At 65.3% G+C, this 22,939-nt stretch carries 19 protein-coding genes and 1 tRNA gene; 11 read left to right on the forward strand and 9 right to left on the reverse strand.

Annotated elements, in window-relative coordinates:
• Positions 1 to 26 precede the first annotated feature (26 nt).
• A complete protein-coding gene (locus GGR90_RS01930; protein ID WP_056369114.1) occupies positions 27 to 872 on the forward strand; it encodes an AAA family ATPase in 846 nt (281 codons plus the stop codon).
• Between the two features lie 128 nt (positions 873 to 1,000).
• On the opposite strand, the gene GGR90_RS01935 is transcribed toward GGR90_RS01930, so the two are convergent.
• Positions 1,001 to 2,398, reverse strand: a complete 1,398-nt coding sequence (locus GGR90_RS01935) for a methyl-accepting chemotaxis protein (protein ID WP_167918975.1) — start codon at positions 2,396 to 2,398, stop codon at positions 1,001 to 1,003.
• Between the two features lie 129 nt (positions 2,399 to 2,527).
• On the opposite strand from GGR90_RS01935, the gene GGR90_RS01940 reads away from it, so the two are divergent.
• From GGR90_RS01940 to GGR90_RS01950, 3 genes are all read left to right on the forward strand, one after another.
• Complete coding sequence (locus GGR90_RS01940; protein WP_167918977.1) at positions 2,528 to 3,706, forward strand: vWA domain-containing protein; 1,179 nt, start codon at positions 2,528 to 2,530, stop codon at positions 3,704 to 3,706.
• A 156-nt stretch (positions 3,707 to 3,862) separates the two neighbouring features.
• The gene (locus tag GGR90_RS01945; protein ID WP_167918979.1) at positions 3,863 to 4,669 is read left to right on the forward strand and encodes a lipid II flippase Amj family protein; all 807 of its coding nucleotides are present in this window, start codon (positions 3,863 to 3,865) and stop codon (positions 4,667 to 4,669) included.
• Positions 4,662 to 5,510 (forward strand): DUF817 domain-containing protein, encoded by an 849-nt coding sequence (locus tag GGR90_RS01950; RefSeq protein ID WP_167918981.1) that lies wholly within the window; start codon positions 4,662 to 4,664, stop codon positions 5,508 to 5,510. The genes GGR90_RS01945 and GGR90_RS01950 overlap by 8 nt, the downstream gene beginning before the upstream one ends.
• Here the strand turns inward: GGR90_RS01950 and GGR90_RS01955 are convergent.
• From GGR90_RS01955 to GGR90_RS01970, 4 genes are read right to left on the reverse strand one after another with little or no spacing between them, the layout of a single operon-like run.
• On the reverse strand, positions 5,507 to 6,751 hold the full coding sequence (locus tag GGR90_RS01955; protein ID WP_167918983.1) for a M24 family metallopeptidase: 1,245 nt from the start codon (positions 6,749 to 6,751) through the stop codon (positions 5,507 to 5,509). The genes GGR90_RS01950 and GGR90_RS01955 overlap by 4 nt on opposite strands.
• A gap of 16 nt (positions 6,752 to 6,767) precedes the next feature.
• A complete protein-coding gene (locus GGR90_RS01960) occupies positions 6,768 to 7,778 on the reverse strand; it encodes a hypothetical protein (RefSeq protein WP_167918985.1) in 1,011 nt (336 codons plus the stop codon).
• A 12-nt stretch (positions 7,779 to 7,790) separates the two neighbouring features.
• Positions 7,791 to 8,996, reverse strand: coding sequence for an exo-beta-N-acetylmuramidase NamZ family protein (locus GGR90_RS01965; RefSeq protein ID WP_167918987.1), 1,206 nt, complete (start codon positions 8,994 to 8,996; stop codon positions 7,791 to 7,793).
• Positions 8,993 to 9,541 (reverse strand): DOMON-like domain-containing protein, encoded by a 549-nt coding sequence (locus GGR90_RS01970; protein WP_167918989.1) that lies wholly within the window; start codon positions 9,539 to 9,541, stop codon positions 8,993 to 8,995. Before GGR90_RS01970 ends, GGR90_RS01965 begins: the two co-directional genes overlap by 4 nt.
• Before the next feature lie 41 nt (positions 9,542 to 9,582).
• On the opposite strand from GGR90_RS01970, the gene tyrS reads away from it, so the two are divergent.
• Together tyrS and GGR90_RS01980 are read left to right on the forward strand one after the other, a co-directional pair.
• Positions 9,583 to 10,809, forward strand: a complete 1,227-nt coding sequence (tyrS, locus tag GGR90_RS01975; RefSeq protein WP_167918991.1) for a tyrosine--tRNA ligase — start codon at positions 9,583 to 9,585, stop codon at positions 10,807 to 10,809.
• Between the two features lie 75 nt (positions 10,810 to 10,884).
• A complete protein-coding gene (locus GGR90_RS01980; protein WP_167918994.1) occupies positions 10,885 to 11,226 on the forward strand; it encodes a PilZ domain-containing protein in 342 nt (113 codons plus the stop codon).
• Here GGR90_RS01980 and recG read toward each other — a convergent pair.
• Positions 11,223 to 13,289, reverse strand: coding sequence for an ATP-dependent DNA helicase RecG (gene recG, locus GGR90_RS01985; protein WP_167918996.1), 2,067 nt, complete (start codon positions 13,287 to 13,289; stop codon positions 11,223 to 11,225). The two genes, GGR90_RS01980 and recG, sit on opposite strands and share 4 nt — an antisense overlap.
• Before the next feature lie 233 nt (positions 13,290 to 13,522).
• Here recG and GGR90_RS01990 point away from each other — a divergent pair, with 233 nt between their 5' ends.
• Positions 13,523 to 13,783, forward strand: a complete 261-nt coding sequence (locus tag GGR90_RS01990; protein WP_167918998.1) for a succinate dehydrogenase assembly factor 2 — start codon at positions 13,523 to 13,525, stop codon at positions 13,781 to 13,783.
• A 267-nt stretch (positions 13,784 to 14,050) separates the two neighbouring features.
• Positions 14,051 to 17,539: a transcription-repair coupling factor gene (mfd, locus tag GGR90_RS01995; RefSeq protein WP_209023529.1), complete on the forward strand. Its 3,489-nt coding sequence runs from the start codon at positions 14,051 to 14,053 to the stop codon at positions 17,537 to 17,539.
• Here mfd and GGR90_RS02000 read toward each other — a convergent pair.
• The 3 genes from GGR90_RS02000 to GGR90_RS02010 all read right to left on the reverse strand — a co-directional run bounded on the left by GGR90_RS02000 (position 17,481) and on the right by GGR90_RS02010 (position 20,828).
• Complete coding sequence (locus tag GGR90_RS02000) at positions 17,481 to 18,689, reverse strand: GNAT family N-acetyltransferase (protein ID WP_167919000.1); 1,209 nt, start codon at positions 18,687 to 18,689, stop codon at positions 17,481 to 17,483. The two genes, mfd and GGR90_RS02000, sit on opposite strands and share 59 nt — an antisense overlap.
• On the reverse strand, positions 18,686 to 19,543 hold the full coding sequence (locus GGR90_RS02005) for a cupin-like domain-containing protein (protein ID WP_167919002.1): 858 nt from the start codon (positions 19,541 to 19,543) through the stop codon (positions 18,686 to 18,688). The genes GGR90_RS02000 and GGR90_RS02005 overlap by 4 nt, the downstream gene beginning before the upstream one ends.
• A gap of 85 nt (positions 19,544 to 19,628) precedes the next feature.
• On the reverse strand, positions 19,629 to 20,828 hold the full coding sequence (locus GGR90_RS02010; RefSeq protein ID WP_167919004.1) for a GGDEF domain-containing phosphodiesterase: 1,200 nt from the start codon (positions 20,826 to 20,828) through the stop codon (positions 19,629 to 19,631).
• 53 nt (positions 20,829 to 20,881) lie between these two features.
• Here GGR90_RS02010 and moaA point away from each other — a divergent pair, with 53 nt between their 5' ends.
• From moaA to GGR90_RS02025, 3 genes are all read left to right on the forward strand, one after another.
• A complete protein-coding gene (gene moaA / locus GGR90_RS02015) occupies positions 20,882 to 21,904 on the forward strand; it encodes a GTP 3',8-cyclase MoaA (protein ID WP_167919007.1) in 1,023 nt (340 codons plus the stop codon).
• Between the two features lie 24 nt (positions 21,905 to 21,928).
• Entirely contained in the window at positions 21,929 to 22,699 is a 771-nt protein-coding gene (locus tag GGR90_RS02020) for an NAD kinase (protein ID WP_167919009.1), read from the forward strand.
• A gap of 82 nt (positions 22,700 to 22,781) precedes the next feature.
• Positions 22,782 to 22,856, forward strand: a tRNA-Asn gene (locus tag GGR90_RS02025).
• Positions 22,857 to 22,939 lie beyond the last annotated feature (83 nt).

Consider the following 22,939-nt stretch of genomic DNA (forward strand, 5'->3'; position numbering starts at 1 on the left):
TTCACGTTAAGGGAAGGCAGCAGCCGATGCGTTTCGAAGGCACCAGCGCCTATATCGCCACCGACGACCTGAAGGTCGCGGTTAACGCCGCGACCTTGCTGCGCCGTCCCTTGCTCGTGAAGGGCGAACCCGGCACAGGCAAGACCGTGCTGGCCGAGGAAATCGCCAAGGCGTTCGACGCGCCGCTGATCACCTGGAACATCAAGTCGACCACCAAGGCGCAGCAGGGCCTCTATGAATATGACGCGGTCGCGCGCCTGCGCGACGGCCAGCTCGGCGAAGAGCGCGTCCACGACATCCGCAACTATATCCGCAAGGGCAAATTGTGGGAGGCGTTCACCTCGCCCAAGCTCCCCGTCCTCCTGATCGACGAGATCGACAAGGCCGACATCGAATTCCCGAACGACCTGCTCCAGGAACTCGATCGCATGGCGTTCCATGTCTATGAGACCGACGAGACGGTGACCGCCAAGGAACGCCCGATCGTCGTCATAACCTCGAACAATGAAAAGGAACTGCCCGACGCTTTCCTGCGCCGCTGTTTCTTCCATTATATCAAATTCCCCGACCGCGACACGATGGCCGAGATCGTCGAGGTCCACTTTCCCGGCATCCAGAAGACGCTCGTCAGCCGCGCGATGGACATCTTCTACGAAGTCCGCGAAGTGCCGGGGCTCAAGAAAAAGCCCTCGACGAGCGAGCTGATCGACTGGCTCAAGCTGCTGCTCAACGAGGACATGCCGCTCGAAGTGCTCCAGAACCGCGACGTCGGCAAGGCGATCCCGCCGCTCCATGGCGCATTGCTCAAGAATGAGCAGGATGTGATGCTGTTCGAAAAGCTGGCGTTCATGGCGCGGCGGCAGGGTAGCTGAAGCTAACAACCGCTCTATTTAATCCCGTTCGCATCGAGCGAAGTCGAGATGCCCCTCGGCTGGGCGCGCTGTCGATGGGTGTCTCGACTTCGCTCGACACGAACGGAGAGACGAGAGGACCGATCCGCCTATAACTGATACGCCACCTCGACGTCGCCCCAGCGGCGGCCGCCGATCACCGCGGGCATATAGACGTTGCGCACGGTGACATAATTGATCCCGTCGCCTTCCTGGCGATAGACGGTCATGAAGAAGGGCGCGGTGCTGCGCTTCGCCGCCATGTCGGTATCGTCGAGCAGGACGCGCCCGTTGCGGCAATGCGCGGTGTCATGTTCGAGGTCGCCGGTCGGCGCGCGCGAACAGTCGGTGATGTGCGTCGGCAGGAATCCGTTCATGTCGCCCGCCGAGGACATCTTGATCTCCGGCTGCTGCGCGACGACGCGGTCGAACAGCGGGCGCCAGTTGGCGTCCGCCCAGTCGCAGAGGCTGGTGCGGAAGCGTTCGGGGTTCGAGTTCGGCACGCGAACATAGTTGGAGTCGAAAAGCTGCTCCATCGTCAGATCGCCGCGCGCGATCGCCTTTTCGGCAAGGCTCACGAATTCGTCGCGCACCTTCGCCGCCAGGGCGACGATCGCCGAATCCTGCGGGCTCACGCCCGCCGAAATCACCGCGTTGAACATGCGGTTCGACACATGCTCCATCGACAGGATCGATGTGCGTGTGCCGATCAGCGTCGAACTATTGTCGCGGACCGACGTCACCACCAGATCGAGCGCCTCGCGCACCTTCGCGCCGTTGGCATGCACCATTGCGCTCGACTGCGCGATGCGGTCGCTCTGATCGTCGAGCAAGGCGACGAGATGCGTCGCGTCGTGCAGCGCGTCGGTGATCGTCTCGAACTGCGCTTCGGCGCGGCTCGACTGTTCGACCCCCGACTGGATTTCGGCGACGAGCCCGCTCGCTTCGGCGGCGAGGCTGCCGATGCTGCGGCGGATTTCATCGGTGGCGCCGCGCGTGTTCTGCGCCAGCTTCTTCACTTCGGCCGCAACGACGGCGAAGGTGCGCCCGGCATCGCCGGCACGCTCGGCTTCGATCGCGGCGTTGAGCGCCAGCATGTTCGTCGTCTTGGCGATCGCTTCGATCGACTGGCTGACCTGCTGCACCTGCTCCATCACCGCGGCGAAATTGGTGACATGCGTGCCGAGCCGCGCGACGAGGTCGATGACCGAGCGGAATTCGGTGACCGCCGCGTTGACGCGCTCGGCGCCGGTATCGAGCTGTTCGCACGCACGCGCCGACAGCAATTTCGCCTCGTCGGTCGAATCGGCGATCTGACGCTGATCGGCCTCGAGGCTAACGACATAGTCCTCGAGCCGGCCGAGTTCGCCGATCTGCCGTTCCATCTGGTCGGTCGCGCGCTTGATCCGCCCCGCGGCGTCGCTGCAGCCAACGGCGAGTTCGCCGCAATCGCTCGCCACCGACTGGTCGAGGATCGGCTCCGCCGGGTTGATCGGATCATATTTCATTGGCTTGCCCACGTCCCTGAATGATCGAGAAGCTATGCCGGAGATTGGTTAACGGGGCGTCAATCCCGCCGCACTTTCCGTAAACGTAAAGTGATTGCGCCCGCCGCCGCGAGAGGATAATCCTGCCCTATGTTTTTCGGCTTTCTCGACGAGCTTCGCGCCGCGGGCATTCCCGCCAGCCTGAAAGAGCATCTGATGCTGCTGGAGGCGCTCGACCGCGAGGTGATCGATCGCAGCCCCGAGCAATTCTATTATCTCAGCCGCGCCATTTACGTGAAAGACGAAGGCCTTCTCGACCGCTTCGACCAAGTGTTCAACAAGGTCTTCAAGGGCATCATTTCCGATTACGGCCAGAACCCGGTCGACGTCCCCGCCGACTGGCTGAAGGCGGTCGCCGAGAAATTCCTGACGCCCGAGGAGATGGCCGCGATCGAATCGCTCGGCGACTGGGACAAGATCATGGAGACGCTGAAAGAGCGGCTCGAGGAACAGCAGAAGCGCCATGAGGGCGGCAGCAAGTGGATCGGCACCGGCGGGACGAGCCCGTTCGGCAATTCGGGTTACAATCCCGAGGGCGTGCGGATCGGCGGCGAGAGCAAGCACAAGAGGGCTTTGAAGGTCTGGGAAAAGCGCGAGTTTCAGAATCTCGACAACACCAAGGAACTCGGCACCCGCAACATCAAGATCGCGCTCCGCCGCCTGCGCAAATTCGCGCGCGAGGGCGCGGCCGACGAGCTCGACATTCCGGGGACGATCGACGGCACCGCGCGGCAGGGCTGGCTCGACATCCAGATGCGTCCCGAGCGGCGCAATGCGGTGAAGCTGCTGCTGTTCCTCGACGTCGGCGGGTCGATGGATCCGTTCATCAAGCTCTGCGAAGAACTCTTCAGCGCCGCGACGACCGAGTTCAAGAATCTCGAATTCTTCTATTTCCACAACTGCCCGTACGAGGGCGTGTGGAAGGACAATAAACGCCGCTGGTCCGAACGCCACCAGATGTGGGACATCCTCCACAAATATGGCCATGATTATAAAGTCATCTTCGTCGGCGACGCGTCGATGAGCGCTTATGAAATCACCCATCCGGGCGGCAGCGTCGAACATTTCAACGAAGAGTCCGGCGCGGTCTGGCTTGGGCGGATCACCAAAGTCTATCCCGCCGCGGTGTGGCTCAATCCGGTGCCCGAGGCGCATTGGGGCTACACCCAGTCGGTCAAGCTGATCAAACAGCTGATGAACGACCGCATGTATCCGCTCAGCCTTGCCGGGCTGGACGATGCGATGCGCGAGCTGACGCGCAAGCATTGACGGCGGCACGGCCACTTAGGCCGTGACGATTTCCTCGCAACCCCCTAATCCCGTTCGCATCGAGCGAAGTCGAGATGCCCATCGGTCGTGCGCGCCTTAGGGGTGTCTCGACTTCGCTCGACACGAACGGATTTCAAAAGTTCCGCTAGGCCCGCCATGATCGACCTCCCCCTCGTCACCATCCTGCTCCTCACCGGCTTCATCAACCTCATCGGCGCGCTCGCCTATGCTGCGCGCATCGCCGGGGTGCGGACGCGGCGCATCGCGATGTCGTTCGCGCTGTTCAACATCCTCGTGCTCTTCTCGCGCACCTCGAACAGCTTTTTGGGCCCCTTCCTCGCCAAACGGATCGAGACGCGCATCCACGACGGCAGCGGCGCATCGCTGTTCATCGACATGCAGTTGGTGCTCGCGGCGGCGAGCGTCGCGACGCTGGTGGGCATCCTTCTCGTTCCGACCGGGCAACGCATGTTCGCGGCCGCGATCGGCTGGTATCAGAACAATCGCTCGACGACGAAACTGGCGCTCAAGGCCGCAAGCCCCGGCGGCCTCAGGACACTGGGCCGCTCGCTCACCGTCCCCAGCCTGTCGCATCTCAAGGACTGGCGGATGCCGAAGGGGATCGGCTGGGGCGTGCTGATCGCCAACTGCCTCGCGCAGTCGCTGCTCGCCGTGGGTGTCGTCGCGTCGCTCTATGCCGGCTATCTCGCCCCCGAATTCCGGGTCACCGCGTCGCAGCTCTCGGCGCTGATCAACGGTTTCGCGACGATCCTCCTGTTCGCCTTCATCGACCCGCAACTGTCGGTAATGACCGACGACGCGGTCGAGGGAAAGGTCGACGAGGCCGATTTTCGCCGCGCGATCACCTTCATCTCGCTGAGCCGCCTCGCCGGCACCATTCTCGCGCAAGCACTGCTCCTTCCCGCCGCGATGCTGATCGCCTGGGTCGCCGTCCATGTCTGAACGGGCGTGCGGTCACAGCCGCTTCCATGCCGTCCGCTCGCGGCTCGAAGCGATCGCGGTCGAGCCCGGGCCGCGCGGCTGGTGCCTCGAATTTCTCGTCTTCGGCTTCAAACAGGGCTGGGCGTGCCTGTTCGGCGGGCTGATGCTCGCGCTGCTGCTCGGCACGCACCTCTTCTGGCCCGGCGATGCGCCGCTCCACCGCTATGACGCCATCACGATCGGCGCGGTGCTGATCCAGCTCGGCATGCTCGCCTTCCGCCTCGAAACGCCGAAGGAAGCGCTCGTCATCCTGATCTTTCACATCGTCGGCACGGTGATGGAGCTGTTCAAGACCGCCGCCGGATCGTGGCAATATCCCGAGGCGAGCCTGCTCCATATCGGCGCGGTCCCGCTCTTCTCGGGCTTCATGTACGCCGCGGTCGGGAGCTATATCGCGCGCGTCTGGCGCATCTTCGACTTCCGCTATTCGGGCTATCCGCCGGTCTGGGCGAGCTACGCGCTCGCCGCCGCGATCTACGTCAATTTCTTCGCGCATCATTGGCTCTACGACATCCGCTGGTTCCTGTTCGCCGCGACGGCTTTGCTCTTCTGGCGCTGTCAGGTGTGGTTCCGCCCGCTGCACGTCCATCGCCGCATGCCCTTGCTCCTCGGCTGGGGCCTCGTCGCGCTCTTCATCTGGTTCGCCGAGAATATCGGCACCTTCGCGCGCGCCTGGACCTATCCGAGCCAGAACGACGGCTGGCACATGGTCGGGGTCGAGAAGCTCGGGAGCTGGTATCTGCTGATGATCATCTCGTTCGTGCTCGTCAGTTTGGTCCAGCGTCCGAAGGCGCCGGACTAGCCGAACGGCTTGTCGATCGACGGCGGCGGCTCGCTGAACCACTTCGGACCGCTGTCGGTCATATAGAAACAATCCTCCAAGCGAATGCCGAACTCGCCCGGAATGTAGATGCCGGGTTCGTTCGAGAAACACATGCCGGGCGCAAGCTTCGTCGTTTCGCCGCGCACGAGGTTGACCGGCTCGTGCCCGTCGAGCCCGATGCCGTGGCCGGTACGGTGCGAGGTGCCGGGAAGCTTGTAGCCCGGCCCCCAGCCGAGGCTCTCGTAATAAGCGCGCACCGCGTCATCGACGTGGCCCGCCGGGGTGCCGAGCTTCGCCGCGGCGAAGGCGACGTCCTGCCCCTTGCGCATCTGATCCCACACCTGCCGCTGGCGCGGGGTCGCCTTGCCGTAGACGAAGCTGCGCGAGATGTCGGACTGATAACCATGCACTGTCGCGCCGCAGTCCATGAGCACGACCTCGCCGTTCTTCACCGCCTGCGGCTTGCCCGATCCATGCGGATAGGCGCTCGCCTCGCCCAGCAGAATCAGCTCGAATTCGCTCTTGCCGCCAAGCGCTATGGTCGCGGCCGCCATGATCGCGCCGATGTCGGCGGGCGTCATCCCCGCTTCGATGCGCGGCGCGGTGTGGCGATAGGCGGCAAGCGTGATGTCGGCGGCGATCTGCATCAGCGCGACTTCGGCGGGCGACTTGTGCATCCGGCACCCGCGCACGACGGGCGCGCCATTGACGACGGTCGCCTGCGGCATCGCCTTTTCGAGCCCGTCGACCGCGAAATAGCGCACCGTCTCCTCGACGCCGATCTTGCCCTTGGCCAGCCCGCGCTTGCCGAGCCACGCCGCGACCGCGGCGAGCGGATTCTCATCCTCGTTCCACGTCAGCACCTCGGCGTCGATCGCGAGACTTTCGCGCACCGATGGCTCCTCGAAAAAGGGCGTGACGACCGCGATCTCGCCTTCGCGCGTCAGCACCGCGGCGGTCAGCCGCTCGCTGCGCGACCAGCGCACCCCGGTGAAATAGATGAGGCTCGATCCAGGTTCGATCAGCAGCGCGCCGATATCGTTCGCGCGCATCAGCTCCTTCGCCTTGGCAATCCGCGCAATGCGTTCGGCCTTCCCGATCGGGACGGCTTTCGCGGCGAGATTCGGCAGGGCTGCCGTGTCGGCCGCGAGCACGGGGACGGGCAAAGCCGCCGCCAGCCCGCCGATTGCGGCAGTGCCTAGAAAGTGCCGTCGGTGCATCATTGCTTTCTCTCCGTCAGTTTCGGGGCGTCATGGGTATCGATTGGATGGTAGGCAGCGGCAATTTTTCATCGACGCGCCGCATCTCGTCCCTACGGCGATCGCTATATTGCTTCATCAGGTCTTGGCAGAACTGCCGGGTGACCTGCGTCCCGAGCAGGCCAGGCTCTGCCACGATGTCGGCCCATGACAATCCATCGGCAACGCACATCAGGTCTTGGGAGTCCCCCGCGTAAATTCTGTCGGAAAAATAGGCAAATAATCGGCCGCGCCGCGTCGCTACGACCGATGCGGCCCAGTTTTCGTCGATCAACGGTATCGCCCACGTCACATCATCCCCGGCTTTCATCATCTTCGTCGAAGCGGCGACGGGATCGAAAGGGCGATATGCCGAAACTTTCGGCCGAACTTCCCGGATCAGCGTAACGCTGACCTCACCCGCCGAGACCTTGTCTTCCACGACATAGTCCGGCTTTGCTTTGCGGCCTTTCCACTCATCCAGCATGGCCAATTGGTCGGCTGGCGGCGGCTTGCAACCGAGGTCCGACATATACATGCCCGCCCAGTTGAGTCCGGGCGCGATCGGTCCGCCCGGAAGCCGGTCCCATTGCATTTCCATCCGGCAGAGGTCGATCTTGTCCTTCCGCTCGATCCGGCCATTTTTGTAATCATCGAGCGATGAATAATGACCTAAAGGCATGGCGTAGAATACGCCCGTGCGGGGGGTCACTGCGCCAATGATGATCCGCGGGCGCGATGAGTCGATGGGAAAAATGGAATAAACGCCGACCTGAGGCTGATATTCCGTGTCGCGCGCTTCTTCTGCTGCCCGTTTCCGCAGTAAGGCAACAACATCACGATGAGATTGCTTCAGACGTTCGATAACGATCCCGCCGGGGAACGGCAACGTAATGACCTCGCGCTCGACAACGGATGCGGCTGAGGGCTCAACCGCGCAGCTTGCCATCGGAAATGCAAGCGCGATGCTGATCGCAGCAGCTACGCTTCGCCGCCATATCGTCGGCATTCCTTTGCCCCCTCAGTAAATCAGCAAATCCGCGATCTCCTCGCGCCAGCCCGCCTCGTCGGGCAGCGCGAGCGCGTCGAGATCGCCCGGCGCCGCGCCCGCATCGTCGACCCATAAGCGCAGGCCCGGGCCGCCGTTGATCACGTCGATCGCGAGCACATCGTCGGTATACTCATATTTGAAATCCTTGCCGCGCCAGATCGGATAGTCCGGATAGAGGCTGCGGATCGCCTTGAAGCCCAGCGCCTGCACGCGCCAAGGCTGGAACGCGTCGTCGTCGTACCACGGCCCGTCGGCGTGGATATGGACGCCGTTATTGAGCTGCCCGACATGCTTGTGAAAGGTCGGCTGGAACCATATATCGCGCAGCTTGCATCCGCCGAGCCATTGCGGCGCGAGCCGCTGCATCTCGGCGATCACCGCCTTGGCGTCGATATCCGGGGCGCCGAACAGTTCGAGCGGGCGCGTCGTGCCCCTGCCCTCGCTCAGCGTCGCGCCTTCGACCATCACCGTGCCAGCATAGGCGCGCGCCATGTTGACGTTCGCGGCGTTGGGGCTCGGGTTGATCCATACCCGCTCCGTCGGCCAGCCGAAGCCGGGGCCTTCGGGCTCCCACCCCTCCATTTCGATCACGCGATAGTCGACGTCGAGGACGAAGTGGCGGATGAACCAATGCCCCATCTCGCCCATCGTGAGGCCGTGGCGCATCACCATCGGGCCCGCGCCGACGAAGCTTTCCCATCCTGGCAGAAGCCGCGTGCCCTCGACCGGGCGTCCCGCCGGGTTGGGCCGGTCGAGCACCCACACCGCCTTGCCATGCTGCGCCGCGGCTTCGAGGATGTAGAGCAGGGTCGTCACATAGGTGTAGATGCGGCAGCCAAGGTCCTGCAGGTCGACAAGCATCACGTCGAACGTCTGCATCGACTGCCCCGACGGCCGGCGGACTTCGCCATAAAGGCTGAACACCGGCATGCCATAGGTCGGATCGGTGAAGTCGGGCGACTCCATCATATTGTCCTGAAGGTCGCCGCGCACGCCATGCTGCGGCCCGAATACCGCGCTGACATGGACCCCGGCGGCGACGAGCGCGTCGAGACTGTGGGTCAGGTCGGCGGTGACCGAGGCGGGATGCGCGAGCAGCGCGACGCGCTTGCCTTCGAGCGGTTTGCGAAGCGCCGGGTCGGCGAGCAGGCGGTCGATACCGAAAAGCGTCGTCATGCCCGCCCGCGTGCCTCAAGCGTCAGGGCAAAGCAATCGGGATGATGGAAGTCGGGCTTGCCCGGCGGGTGCGCGAGCGCCCAATAGCTTTTGGTGCCGTCGAGCTCCTCGATCACCGCGGACAGCGCCAGTTTCGCACCGATGTCGGGAAAGATACCGGGCTCGACGCGCAAGCCATAGCTTTGCTCGCCGCGCTCAGCGACCATTTCCCACGGCGCGAGTTCGTCGGAACGCAGCAGCGAGCGATAATCGTCGAACTGATAGCAGGCCCAGCGCCCGTCGGGGCCGTAATTGAATTCGGTATAGTCGGGCTGTCCTTCTTCGGTCAGGAACGCTTCGAAGCAGGTGCTTTCCCACAGGCCGTCGGTCGCGCTGTCGGCGATGACCAGTTCGCCCTCGCCATGCGGCAGCACAAGATCGGCGATCACGCCGCCCACGATATAGCGCAGCGCGAAACCGTCCTCGAACGACAGGCTGACCTCGACCGCGACCGTGCGCACGGCTTTGCCCGGCGTATCGGGATGGCAGATCAGCTCCTTGCGCATGCTATCCAAATATCAAACCCCATGTTATGCGCCCGCCCGCTATGACGAACTACAAATCCGACCTGCTGCGCCTGCTCGACGAGCGAGGCTATATCCATCAGACGACCGACGCGGAAGGGCTCGATGCGCTTGCGGCGAAACAGATCGTCCCCGGATATATCGGTTTCGACGCAACCGCGCCCTCGCTGCACATCGGCAGCCTCGTCCAGATCATGATGTTGCGCCGGCTGCAACAGACGGGGCACAAGCCCGTGGTGCTGATGGGCGGCGGAACGACGCGGATTGGCGACCCGACCGGCCGCGACGAAAGCCGCAAGATGCTGTCCGACGAGGTGATCGCCGCGAACATCGCGTCGATCTTCAGCATCTTCCAGCGGTATCTGACTTTCGGCGACGGCCCGACCGACGCGGTGATGGTCGACAATCAGGACTGGCTCGGCCAGCTCGGCTACATCGAGTTGCTTCAGGAGGTCGGCACGCACTTCACGATCAACCGCATGATGACCTTCGATTCGGTCAAGCTGCGGCTCGAGCGCGAACAGCCGATGACCTTCCTCGAGTTCAACTACATGATTCTCCAGGGCTACGACTTCCGGCACCTGTCGAAGGATATGGACGTCCGTCTCCAGATGGGCGGGTCGGACCAGTGGGGCAATATCGTCAACGGTATGGAGCTTGGCCGCCGGATGGACGGTGCCGACCTCTATGGTCTCACGACTCCGCTGCTGACCACCGCGGCGGGCGCCAAAATGGGCAAAACTGCCGCGGGCGCGGTGTGGCTTAATCCCGAACAACTGTCCCATTTTGACTATTGGCAATATTGGCGCAACTGCGACGACCGCGACGTCGGCAAGTTCCTGAAGCTCTTCACCGACCTGCCGCTCGAAGAGATCGCGCGGCTCGAGGCGCTCGAGGGCGCCGAGATCAACGAGGCGAAGAAGATCCTCGCCAACGAAGCGACCGCGATGTGCCGCGGCGAAGAGGCCGCAAAGACCGCTTCGGACACCGCCGCGCAAACCTTTGAAAAGGGACAGATTGGCGGCGACCTTCCGCAGGCCGTCGCGCCGGCCGAGGGGATCAGCGTCGTCGATGCGCTGCGCGAACTCGGGTTCGCAGGCTCGAACAAGGAAGCCCGCCGCAAGCTCGACGAGGGCGCGGTGAAGGTCGACGGCGCGGTCGTTCGCGACCCGCAGCACCGGATCCAGCCCGGCGCCGACCCCGTTCCGCTCAGCCTCGGGTCAAAAAAACATGGCCTTGTGACCCGGTAACGCGCACAAACGCATTTACCACTTCTTCAGCAATCGGATGGATCGTTCATGGCCAAATCAACAAGGTCCACGAATATGCGCAAGATCGACACCAGCAAGGCCCATTATGTCGGCCTCGACCAGCGGATCGCTCCGCGTAGCGACGTCTATTGCCGTCTCCCCTTCGTCATGCCCGACGGACGGCAGGAAATGTGCACCTGCGTCAACATCAGCGCCGACGGTATGTTGATGCGCTTCGAGCGCGGGCTGGAGATCGGCGACCTCGTCGTGTTCCGCATGCCGATCATCGGCCGCACCGCCGCGAAAGTCGTCTGGTCGCTCGGCGGCAAGACCGGTGTCCAGTTCGAAAAATCGATCTCGGTCGAGGATTATCTGCCGATGATCCGCGCGATGGGCGCGCGCGGCGACGTGAACTAACCGCTTCTGAGCAGCGGCACTGCCGAATCGCGCTCGAACAGATATAGGCAGAGACGCACAGCCTCCGCCCGCGCCCCTTCCATCCCGCCGTCGCGCTCGACGAACAGCCGCGCATCGTCGTGCGCGACCGGTAGCAGCCGCACGAGCTGTTCGGGGGTCGCGAGCCGGTAGTCGGCGTCGCCCGACTGCTTGAGCCCGAGCAGTTCGCCGCCGCCGCGCAGTTCCAGATCCTTCTCCGCGATCACGAAACCGTCGTTCGTTTCGCGCATCAGCGCCAGCCGCTCGCGCGCGGTTTCGGAGAGAGTCTGCGAACGCAGCAGCAAACACACCGACTTCGCGGTCCCGCGCCCGACGCGTCCGCGGAGCTGGTGGAGCTGCGCAAGGCCGAAATTCTCGGCATGTTCGACGATCATCAGGCTGGCGGCGGGCACGTCGACTCCGACCTCGATCACCGTCGTCGCGACGAGGACACCGATCTCGCCCGCCTGGAAGCGCGCCATGACCTCGTCCTTTTCGGGACCTTTCATCCGACCATGAACGAGCCCGACCCGGCCGGCGCCCAGTCGTCCGCGCAGCAATGCCGCACGGCCTTCGGCCGCAGCCAGCTCGCTCCCCTCGCTCTCGGCGACGAGCGGGCACACCCAATAGGCTTGCGCCCCCGTAGCAAGGTGCCGGTCGAGCCCGCCCACCACCTCGTCGAGCCGGTCGACCGAGACGACGCGCGTGTCGATCGGTGTGCGTCCCGGCGGCATCTCGTCGATCTGCGACACGTCCATTTCGCCATGGTTGGCAAGCTGCAACGTACGCGGGATCGGGGTCGCGGTCATCACCACCAGGTGCGGCGGACGATTGCCCTTCGCGGTCAGCATCAGCCGCTGCGCGACGCCAAAGCGATGCTGTTCGTCGACGACGACGAGCGACAGATCCCGGTACGCCACCGCCTCCTGAAAGATCGCATGAGTACCGACGAGGATGTCGATACTGCCGTCGGCGAGACCCATCAGCGTCGATTCGCGAATCTTGCCCTTGTCGCGGCCGGTCAGGATCGCAAGATTGACGGGCAGACCGCCGAGCATGCGTTGCAGCGTCGCAAAATGCTGGCGCGCCAAAATCTCGGTCGGCGCGAGCAGCGCCGCCTGCGTTCCCGCCTCGACCGCGGCCAGCATCGCGCGCAACGCGACGAGCGTCTTGCCCGACCCGACATCGCCCTGCAGCATGCGCAGCATCGGCCGGTCCTGCGCCATGTCGCCCGCAATCTCGCGCCCGACGCGCTCCTGCGCACCGGTCAACCCGAACGGCAGCTGAAGCGCATCGGTCAGCCGGCCATCGCCGACGATCGCCCTGCCCTTGCGCGCCCGAAGTCCTTCGCGGATCAGCATCAGCGCGACCTGGCTCGCAAAAATCTCGTCATAGGCGAGCCGGTCGCGCGCCGCCTCGTCGCGCGGGCTGGCGTGCGCCCGTTCCATCGCCTCGTTCCATGCAGGCCAGGACCGGCTCGCCAGCAGTGGCGCGTCGATCCATTCGGCCAGCTCGGGCCGCCGTTCGAGCGCGACTTGCCCCAGCTGCGACAGCCGCGCGTTGGTCAGCCCTTCGGTTAACGGGTAAACCGGTTCATGCTCCGCAATTCCGGTTTCGTCCCCCGGCTCGACGACCTGATCGGGGTGCACGATCTGGCGCATCTCGCCGTAGAAATCGAGCCGGCCCGACACGCGGCGCTTTTCGCCGAGCGGGAACAATTTTCGCGCCAGCCCCGACGTTCGCCCGAAATAGACGAGCCGGACATGATCGCCCGCATCGTCGAACGCTTCGACCCCGAACGGCGCGCGCGGCGATCGACCGGGACGGTAATCCTGTGCGGTGAGCTCGACGATGATCGTCTGTCCGGCCTGCGCCTGATCGAGCCGTTCGACCGGGAAACGCGAAATCAGACCCGTCGGCAAATGGAAGAGCACATCGACGACGCGCTCCAGCCCTAGTCGCGTCAGCGGCTTGGCAAGCTGCGGCCCGACGCCTTTCAGGTCGGTCAGCGCGGCAAAGAGCGGATTGAGTATCTCGGGTCGCATCGGTGATCTCGTCTAGCGCGGACGGCACGAACTTGCACCTCCCCTCTCCCCTTGCGGGAGAGGGCAGCGAGAATTACGAGCTTGCTCGTTAGTCGCAGCGGGTGAGGGGTTGCGCTTGCAAAGCAAGCGCGTGCTCGCCATGCGAGCACTCACCCTCATCCAACTTCGCCTAGCCGCAAAGCGGCAAGGCTTCGTATCCTTCTCCCGTCAAGGGAGAAGGGAAAGAGAAACAGATGCAAGACCGCCTCAAACGCCTGAAATTCCGCGCATGGCATCGCGGCACGCGCGAGGCCGATTATATGATCGGCGGCTTTTTCGATCGCTATTCCAGTGAATGGGGCGAAGCGGAACTCGGCTGGTACGAAGCCGTTGTCGAGGAAGATGACGTCGACATCATGGCCTGGGCACTCGGCACCGGCCAGCCGCCCGCGCATCTGGATCGACCGGAGATGATCGCAGCGATGCGCCGACTGGATTATATTCCGCTGCCATGATCAGGGTCAGAATCCATCAAATACACGTTCGAGGTTTGAAGCAATTTTGTTCAGTGCGAGGCGGCCAGCGCAGGAAATATGTCGATATTTCCCAGCTTGCCAACGAAGCAATGGACAAAATTGGTCAAATCCCGAAGGGACGTCAAAATGGCTTCGATCTCGGGCCAAAGTCCCCTTGGCAACAGAACCACTGTTCCCGGCGGGTCCTTTGGCCCGATATCTTCGCCATTTTGACGCCTCGGACGTGCATTTGATGGATTCTGACCCTTGACCGCCGCCGATATTTTCGCCGCCATCGCGTCGGCGCCCACGCCGCTGACGCTGGCGCGCGCGGCCGACGGCTTCCTGCCGCTGCTCCTCGCCGATCTGGCGCGCGCCAGCGACAAAAGACTCGTCTATGTCGCGACCGACGATGCGGCGATGCAGGCGATTGCCGACGCGGCGCCATTCTTCGCGCCCGACCTCACCGTTCATCGTTTCCCCGCATGGGACTGCCTGCCGTATGACCGCGCGGGGCCGTCGATGCGCGTCAGCGCCGACCGGCTTGCGACGCTCTCGGCGCTGCAGCTTCCCCCCAAACGCGGCGAGCTGGTTCTCACGACCGTCGCCGCGATCACCCAGCGCACCCTCACGCCCTTCCGCATCCGCCAGCTCGCGACGACGCTCGCGGCGGGGCAGCGGATCGACCGCGACGCGCTCGCCGAGCTGCTCGTCGCGAACGGGTTCAGCCGCGTCGATACCGTCGCCGACCAAGGCGAGTTTGCTGTGCGCGGCGGCATCCTCGACCTGTTTCCCGCCGGCGAGGAAACCGGGCTGCGCGTCGATTTCTTCGGCGACGAGATCGAGAGCATCCGCCGCTTCGATCCCGCCGACCAGCGCAGCCTTGGCCCAGCCAAGGCCTTGCAACTGCTCCCCGCCAGCGAAACCCTGCTCGACGAAGCGACGATCAAGCGTTTCCGCTTGGCCTATCGCGACCTGTTCGGCGGCCAGTCGACCGGCGATCCGCTCTATCAGGCGGTGAGCGACGGGCGGCGGCAGGCGGGCATGGACCATTGGCTGCCGCTGTTCGAGGAACGGCTGGCGACGCTGTTCGACCATATCGATCCGGCGACCCCGGTGCTGCGCGGCCACCGCACCGAGGCGACCGCCGAGACGCGCTTTGCCGCGATCGCCGACTATCATGCAAACCGCGTCGCCGCCGAACGCGAATCGCCCGGCAGCTATCGCCCGCTCGCGCCCGAGACGCTGTACCTGGCGGAGGATGAGTGGGCCGGAGCGGCCAAAGCGCGCCCGATCCATATCGTCACGCCTTTCGACGTTCCTCCGGCCGCAACGGTGGTCGATCTCGAAACCTTCGCCGCACGCGATTTCACTCCCGAACGCACTGCCGATCTCAACGTCTACGACAAGGTCGCCGACCATCTATCGGACGAGCGCCGCAAGGGCCGGCGCACGATCATCGCCAGCTATTCGGGCGGCGCGCGCGAACGCCTGTCGGGGCTGCTCCGCGATCATGGCGTTACGTCGCTCGCGCCCGCCGACAGCTGGCAGGATGCGCTCGGTACCGCCTCAGCCGATGCCGGAGGCGCAACCGCGATGGTCGTCCTGCCGCTCGACCACGGCTTCGCCTCCGACGCGATCAGCCTGCTCACCGAACAGGATATCCTCGGCGAGCGCCTCGTCCGGCGGCAGAAGCGCCGCAAGAGCGCCGACGCCTTCCTCGCCGAACTTGCAACGCTCAGCGTCGGCGACCTCGTCGTCCACCTCGATCACGGCATCGGCCGTTATGAGGGGCTGACCCAGATCCCCGTCGGCAGCAGCCCGCACGACTGCGTCGCGCTGACTTACGCCGGCGGCGACAAGCTTTATGTCCCCGTCGAAAATCTCGACGTCCTCTCACGCTATGGCGGCGAAAGCGACGGCGTCGCACTCGACCGGCTCGGCGGCGAAGCGTGGCAGCGGCGCAAGGCGCGGATGAAGGAGCGCATCCGCGAGATCGCGGGCGAATTGCTCGCGACCGCGGCGCAGCGCGCCTTGCGCTCGGGCGAATTGCTCGCGCAGGATGCCGCCTATCCGGCCTTCGCCGACCGCTTCCCCTATCAGGAAACCGACGATCAGGACCGCGCGATCGGCGACGTGCTCGCCGATATGGCCTCAGGGCGCCCGATGGACCGGCTCGTCTGCGGCGACGTCGGTTTCGGCAAGACCGAGGTCGCGCTGCGCGCGGCTTTCGTCGCCGCGATGGCGGGGGTGCAGGTCGCGCTCGTCTGTCCGACCACGCTGCTCGCGCGTCAGCATTACACCAATTTCGTCGAACGCTTCAAAGGCTTCCCAGTCAACATCGGCCGCCTGTCGCGCCTCGTCCCCGCTGGCGAAGCGCAGAAGACGCGCGACGGTCTCGCCAGCGGCCAGATCGACATCGTCGTCGGCACCCATGCCGTCATCGCGAAATCGGTCGAATTCAAAAACCTCGGCCTCGTCATCGTCGATGAGGAACAGCGGTTCGGCGTCGTCCACAAGGAGCGGCTGAAGCAGCTCAAGACCGACGTCCATGTGCTGACGCTGACTGCCACGCCGATCCCGCGCACGCTGCAGATGGCGATGTCGGGGCTACGCGAGCTCAGCGTGATCCAGACGCCGCCTGTCGACCGCCTCGCGGTCCGCACTTACGTGGCACCGTGGGATCCCGTGGTGATCCGCGAGGCGCTGCTCCGCGAACATGATCGCGGCGGGCAGAGCTTCTTCGTCACTCCACGCATCAAGGATCTGCCCGATATCGAGGAATTCCTGCGCACGCGGGTGCCCGAGGTTAAATATGTCGTCGCGCACGGCCAGATGGCGCCGGGCGAGGTCGAGGAGCGGATGAGCGCCTTTTACGACCGCAAATATGACGTGCTCGTCTCGACGACGATCGTCGAAAGCGGGCTCGACATTCCGAGCGCGAATACGCTGATCGTCCACCGCGCCGACCGCTTCGGCCTCGCGCAGCTTTACCAGCTCCGCGGCCGGGTCGGGCGGTCGAAGACGCGCGCCTATGCTTACCTCACGACGCCCGACACCGGCGGGATCACCGATACGGCGGAGAAGCGGCTCAAGCTGCTCGGCGATCTCGACACGCTGGGCGCGGGCTTCCAGCTCGCGAGCCACGACCTCGACATTCGCGGCGCGGGCAACCTCGTCGGCGACGAGCAGTCGGGGCATATCCGCGAGGTCGGCTTCGAACTTTATCAGTCGATGCTCGAGGAGGCGATCCTCGTCGCCAAGGCCGAGGGAATGGGCGCCGCGCCGCCGCGCGAAGCCTTGTCGCCGGTCATCACCGTCGACGCGCCGATCCTCATCCCCGAGGATTATGTCCCCGACCTGCCGCTGCGCATGGCGCTGTATCGCCGCCTCAACGACGCCGACGACCGCCCGGCGCTCGACGCCTTCGCCGCCGAGATGATCGACCGCTTCGGCCCGCTGCCGCCCGAAACCGCGAACCTCGTCCAGCTGATGGAGATCAAGGCAAACGCCAAGCTCGCGGGCATAGCGAAGCTCGACGTCGGCACCAAGGGCGCGCTCGTCAGCTTCCACGGCGATGCGTTCGCCAACGTCCCCGGCCTCATCGCCTATGTCGAGCGGCTGAAAGGCCGCGCGCGCATCCGCCCCGATAATAAATTGTCGATCAGCGGCGACTGGGTCAGCACGGGCGCCCGCCTCAACGGCGCGCTGCAACTATCGAAAGGTCTGGGGAAGCTGGCGCGGCAGAAGAGTTGACCGCGAGGAGATAGACGTCGCGGGCGCGCATCAGCCCGGCGAAGGCGAAGCGGCGAACCGGCGATCCGATCGCGACGACGCAATCGACGATCGTCCGGCTGTCGCCCCACAACGACCGGCATGCCCCGGCGCCCGCCGAGGTGCAGGTGTCGAAATGGATCGGCGGGCGCAGCCCGGCGACGTGATCCGCGACATGGCGCATCAGCAGCTGGCCCGGCGCATAGCTTCGAAATGCTTCGTCGAAAGCCATCTTGAACCCGAAGCCCCGGTCGCCGGTCACGAACCAGGACGACATGGCGAGCGGCCGCCCCGCCGCCGTCAGAGTCGCCCGGCCCAGCCGGCCGCATTCCCACCCGGCGCGCACCACGTCGCGGAACAGTTTCTCGGTCGCCGAATGGCAGGCGAGCGCGCTGCCCGCCCGGCCTTTCCAGCCCGCGCGTTCCATCGCCAGGAATGCCTCGACCCAGCGATCGCCATCGCCGTTCGCCGTGTGCAGGTCGACCGCGACCGGACCATGGTCGCGCGTCAGCCGCCGTTCGAGGCTGCGCAGGCGCGCGCGCGCCTTGATGCCCGCTCGCCCGCCGACCGCATCGCTCCCCGGCGCGCGGGCGGGGCGGTCGAAGCGGTCGACGATGCGAAAGCCCCGCCCCTCCCCCTCGCAATGCGCAAGCAGCGCGGCGCAGATGGGATCGTCCCACGCGAGCTGACGGCACTGGAGCCCGATTTCGCGACCTGCGTGGGCGTCGAGGAATGGCAGCAGCAGCGCCCAGAAGCGGTCTTCGGCGCCCGGCCGCACCAGCGGCGAGCCCAGGAACTGATTCGTCGCCAGCCAGCCTTGCCAATGCGGCGCCGGCCACCGCCCGAAACGCGCGCGCCGCACCAGCGGCAGGACGCCGACCCATTCGCCGCCGGCGCGCTCGACGATCGCCAACCGGATGAGCTGATCGTCACCCCCATGACGCAACGCCGCATCCATGAACCAGTGCTGCGCGAAGACGTTCGCGGCGCCGGCGCGATCGGACAGGTCCGCCCAACGTGCGCGATCGGCAGCGGTCAGGTCCACCGGCCGCTGGAAGCGAACGGCGTGATCGCCCTGCACGCCGAAGTGGCCGCCGGGACGGGCGTCGATGTGGAATGCCTGATGCCTCATAGCAATCCCGCGCGCCGCGCCGCGCGGGCGGCGAGCGCGTGCAATGCCGGCCGCTGCGGCCACACCGGCGGGCGCGACAGGCCGAGGCCGACGGCGCGCAGCAGCGGATTGACCGCCAGCGCCTCGCCGGTCGCCAGGCTCCAGTCGCTCTGCCAGGTCAGCGACAGCGACACCGACGGCCGCGACCCCGCCCGCACCCAATGCGGCGCGGCATGGGGGACATAGAGCGCGTCGCCGGGCGCCAGCCGGTGCACTATCGCCCGCGCTTCATATTCGGGACGCCACGGCAGCATATTGTCGCCGTCGCGATGGTGGGCCTCGCGCCGGTCCAATGGCAGGAAGGGCGGTTCGGGCGGATAGGTCGCGAAATCCTTGTCCCCCGCGATCTGGAACAGGATGTTATATTCGGCATCGAAGTGAAAGGGCGTCAGCGTCCCCGGGGCGGAGATGAAGACGAAAGCCTTGAGCGTCCGCCACGGGCCGGTCTTCGCCCCGACCACGCCTTCGATCTCGGCCATCAACGCGTGCAGAAACTCGCGATAACGGGGTATGTTCTGGACGAAGCGCAGCATGATCCAGTTGCCGTTGGTCCCGATCGCGCGGATCGTATCCGCAACCGGCGCCCGAGCCGTCCCGTCCATCGCGAACTCGCCGCCGTTGACGGCGTTGGCGATCCGCCTTTCGACATGCCCGGCGGGCAGCTCGCCCGCCGCGTCGGCCAGCGCCGGCAGAGTCAGCAGCGGATGATCGGTCAGCGCGTGTCGCAACACCGTGGGCGCGAGCGGATAGGCGCCGGACAGCCGGTCCAGTTCCGATGGCTCGAAAAACGCCCTGCCGGGCCTGTCAACGCACATTTCAACCCCCGGCCCAGCCCTTAGCCAGCGAGTTTGAAAGGCGGGTTAATGGCCCGATATGGGGATTTCCGCGCGGGCGGGCGGGTCAGTCGGCCAGCAGCGCCGGCAGTTCCTCCCCTGGCACCGGGCCCGATTTCAGGAAGCCCTGCCAGGTCGCGACGCCCAGTTCCTTCAGCCGCGCGAGCTGCGTCTTGTGCTCGATCCCCTCCGCCACCACGAGCAGCCCGAGCGCGCGCGCCAGGTCGACGATCGCGCGGACGACGATACGGTCGCGGTCGCTGCCGTCGATCGTTCGCGTAAAACCGCTGTCGATCTTCAGATAGTCGATCGGCAACCGCGCGAGCAGCGACAGGCTGGAATAGCCGGTCCCGAAATCGTCGATCGCGACCGCGACGCCGAGCGCGCGAATCTGCGCCAACTGGTCGGCCGCGCTCGCGGGATCGCTCAGCATCGCCTGTTCGGTGAGCTCGAGCGTCAGCCGGTCCGGATCGATCTTCGCCGCTTTCGCCATGGCTGCGAAGCGCCCAGCGAATTCGGGGTCGCCGAGGTCGGCGGCGGTGATGTTGAGCGAGACGCGCAGCTTGGCGAGCGCCTTGGGCCACGTCGCCATTTCGGCGAGCGCGACGCGGTGCGCATGTTCGGTGAGCTCGCATTCGAGCCGCGCCGCGCGCGCCGCGGTCACCAGCGGCCCCGCGCCGAGCAGGCCGAGCTCGGGATGCTGCCAGCGCAGCAACGCCTCGACCCCGGTCATCGCGCCGGTCGCAACGTCATATTGCGGCTGATAATGGATCACGACCTCGTTCTGCGACAGCGCGGCGTGGACCATCACACCGTCGCGGGCAGACGCCGGCCGGGCGAGCTGATCGCACGCAGCACGCAATTGCTCGGCGACCGATTCGCCCCGCGTGATCAGCGCGGCGGCGATGCGGATCGACAGGCGGCCGTTCGGATCGCCAACGATCGGTTCAGCGAGCGCGACGTGCAGTGCCCGCTCCTGCGCGCGGAGCGCCCCGAGCGACAGCGGCGTCGCGGGCACGATCAGAAAGCGCGGCCCGTCGAGCCGGTCGACGCACGATCCCTGCCCGAATTCGTCGCTCGCGAAATTTTCCAGCCGCCGCCCGATTTCATCGAGCACCGAATCGCCCGTCGCCGTCCCCGCGCTGTTGTTGATCCGCGCCATCTGGTCGACCTGGACCAGGATGACGCCGGCGTCGGCGTCGTGGCGCGCGTGCAGGACTTCGAGCTTGTGGGCACAGGCGGAAAGGGATTCGGACAGGCGATTCATCGGGCGTTCCTAGCAGGCTTTCCTTGCCAAGTTCGTGCCTTTTGCACCACAATATGTCCGTGGCTGTCCCATTATCTCACCCCGCCGCGTCGTCGGCGCCCCTGATCGACGGACTTGGCCGGCGGATCAGTTACTTGCGCCTGTCGGTTACCGATCGCTGCGACTTGCGCTGCCGCTATTGCATGGCGGAAGACATGATTTTCCTGCCCAAATCGGCGGTGCTCAGCATCGAGGAGATGGGCGAGCTGGCGGCGCGGTTCGTCGCGCGCGGCGTCCGCCGCATCCGCCTGACCGGCGGCGAGCCGCTCGTGCGGCGCGGTATCGATACGCTCGCGATGCGATTGGGCGCGCTGATCGGCCACGGCCTCGACGAGCTGACGCTGACCACCAACGCCATGCGGCTCGCCGAACATGCGCCGATGCTGGCGGCGGCCGGCGTCCGCCGCATCAACGTCAGTCTCGACACGCTCGATCCGGCGGCGTTCCGTCATATCACGCGCGTCGGCGATCTGGCCGTCGCGCTGCGCGGGATCGAAGCGGCGCGCAATGCGGGACTGGCGGTCAAGATCAATATGGTCGCGCTCGCCGGGCTTAACGAAGACCAGCTGCTCCCGATGCTCGATCATTGCGCCAGGGCCGGCTGCGACCTCACCCTCATCGAAACGATGCCGCTCGGCGAGATCGCGGACGACCGCAGCGATCATTATATCCCGCTTCACCAGTTCATCGCGCCGCTGCGCGAGGCGCGCGCCATCTATCCGGTCGACAAGCGGACCGGCGGCCCCGCGCGCTATTTCGCGGTCGAAGACAGCCCGGTGACGCTCGGCCTGATCACGCCGCTCAGCGACAATTTCTGCGCGACGTGCAACCGCATCCGCCTGACCGTCGAAGGCCGCGTCTATATGTGCCTCGGCAAGGATGACCATGTCGACCTGCGCGCCGCCCTGCGCGACGGCGGCGATGTCAACGGCTTGATCGATGCGGCATTGGCTGGCAAACCCCGCGCGCATGACTTTCATATCGAACGAGAGTCCAAACCGGCGGTCGCGCGTCATATGAGTGCAACGGGCGGCTGACAGGCTGTCCGGGAGGGGACCAAGATGCAACGCAAGATCGCGCTCGTCGCGTCGAACGCGCCCGCGGCGATGGAAGCGGAAGCCGAACTTCGCCCGCTCTACGACTTCGTCGACCTCGCGGAGGCCGACCTCTTGATCGCGCTCGGCGGCGACGGGTTCCTGCTGCACATGCTGCATCAGCTGCTCGACCAGCGGCGCAGCCTGCCCGTTTTCGGGATGAACCGCGGCACGATCGGCTTTCTGATGAACGAGTTTCGCGTCGAGGGGCTGCTCGATCGCATCGCCGCCGCGCGCCCCTATCTGATCCACCCCTTGTCGGGCGATATCACGACCATCAGCGGAGAACGGCACATATTGCCCGCGATCAACGAAATCTCGCTGCTCCGCGAAACGCGCCAGGCGGCAAAGCTCGAGGTGATGATCAACGAAAGGACGATGCTCGAGGAACTGGCGTGCGACGGCGTGCTCGTCTCGACCCCCGCCGGATCGACCGCTTACAATCTCAGCGCCAATGGCCCGATCCTGCCGCTCGATTCGGCGATGCTCGCACTGACGCCGATCAGCCCCTTCCGCCCGCGGCGTTGGCGCGGCGCGCTCGTCCCCGAATCGACGAGCATCCGCTTCAACGTCCGCGAAGCCGCCAAACGCCCGGTCAGCGCGGTCGCCGACCAGCGCGAGATCCGCGATGTGAAGACCGTGTTGGTGACCACCGACCGCAGCCGGCCGCTGACTTTGCTGTTCGATCCCGACCAGGGCCTCGACGAACGCATCGCGATGGAACAATTTATCGCCTGAGAGACACAAAGCCGCCAAAACCCTCTTGATAATTATATCGGTTGGCGGCAAAGGGGCCGCCTTATCCGCTTCGGCGGCGTGTTCCTCGGTAGCTCAGCGGTAGAGCAGTCGACTGTTAATCGACCGGTCGTAGGTTCGAATCCTACCCGGGGAGCCATTCTTTCAGACCTGCGAAAAGGCTACGCCAAAGCATTCTGGCTTTGCGCGATATTCGCTCGCAGTACCGCCCATATCCTGCGC

It is taken from the genome of Sphingopyxis italica (genome assembly GCF_011926545.1).
GTDB lineage: Bacteria > Pseudomonadota > Alphaproteobacteria > Sphingomonadales > Sphingomonadaceae > Sphingopyxis > Sphingopyxis italica.